The organism is Variovorax sp. P4_D9 (assembly GCF_056401695.1).
On record NZ_JBFUIU010001598.1, the window covers coordinates 1 to 923 of the forward strand.

A 923-nucleotide genomic window follows, 5' to 3' on the forward strand; every position below is an offset into this window, starting at 1 on the left:
GTGCTGCACCAGGGCAAGCTGCTGGCGCAGGGGACGTTGGCCGAGATCCCAGTCCGATCCCGCGGTGCGGGCGGTGTATGCGGGGACGCGGAAATGAGTGGAATCTCGCTGAGCTTCGAAAAGTTGGTGTGCGGCTATGKCGACACGATGGTGCTGCGCGGCCTGAGCGGCGTCGTGGGCCCAGGCCGCGTGCTCGCGGCGTGCTGGGCCGAAACGGCGTCGGCAAGACCACCCTGATGCGCGCGCTGGCGGGCTTCCTGCCACTGTGCGAGGGCGCCGTGAACCTGGCCGGGCGCGACCTCGCGCGCGTGCCCTGCGGCGTGATCTGGATCATCACGCCGCCCAGAATGCACTGCACAGCGCCGACAGGCCGCACAGCCCTTCGCCGCTAATGCTCCACGCGCATCTTGGCGCCGCGCGCGTTGTCGAGTTCGACCACGCACTGCGGGTGCAAAGCCCCCGCTGGTGTCGCCGATCCGGCCGGAGCGAACAGCGCGACAAACCGGGGCGCCTCCTGAACCCGCACCTTGCCACCGGTCAGTCCGGCTCGCCGCTTGAGCACGGCGTAGTCGAGGTGCAGTTCAGCAGCCACTCGACACGCACCAAGCTCGCTCACCAAATCGACCGCGCCGGCCCACAACTCCTGCGGAATTCGCGCGCCCACCTTGCGCCCAGCGCGCCACTGCTCAAACCGCCGCTTCAGCTGCGACAGTCCGTCGCATCGCCCTCTCGCCTGCACCACCGCCTTGCTCGTCGCTTCCATCGCACTCTCCGTCTCGGGTTGCAATGGCGACCCGCGAACTCATTTCATGCACGTTTGCCGGAAGGACACGATCGACCCAGTGCCAGTCTGGTGGTCGAGCAGCACAAAGCCCGGCAAGCACGGCGCGTGACGCGTCTGTGCGAGCAGGCCGGCATTGCAC

2 protein-coding genes and 1 pseudogene are annotated in these 923 nt (G+C 68.2%); 2 read left to right on the plus strand and 1 reads right to left on the minus strand.

From position 1 onward, the window contains the following. Nucleotides 1-237 (plus strand): annotated as a pseudogene (locus AC1DY5_RS57155) (hypothetical protein); the annotation flags it as partial. Further along, the gene (locus tag AC1DY5_RS57160; protein ID WP_478122963.1) at nucleotides 201-392 is read left to right on the plus strand and encodes an ATP-binding cassette domain-containing protein; all 192 of its coding nucleotides are present in this window, start codon (nucleotides 201-203) and stop codon (nucleotides 390-392) included. The pseudogene AC1DY5_RS57155 and the gene AC1DY5_RS57160, both read left to right, overlap by 37 nt. Here AC1DY5_RS57160 and AC1DY5_RS57165 read toward each other — a convergent pair. Beyond that, nucleotides 389-763 (minus strand): hypothetical protein, encoded by a 375-nt coding sequence (locus AC1DY5_RS57165; RefSeq protein ID WP_478122964.1) that lies wholly within the window; start codon nucleotides 761-763, stop codon nucleotides 389-391. The two genes, AC1DY5_RS57160 and AC1DY5_RS57165, sit on opposite strands and share 4 nt — an antisense overlap. Nucleotides 764-923 lie beyond the last annotated feature (160 nt).

Bases quoted from the DNA above. Each gene is read 5' to 3' on its own strand.
- AC1DY5_RS57165 (WP_478122964.1), bottom strand. From the start codon at position 763: ATGGAAGCGACGAGCAAGGCGGTGGTGCAGGCGAGAGGGCGATGCGAC.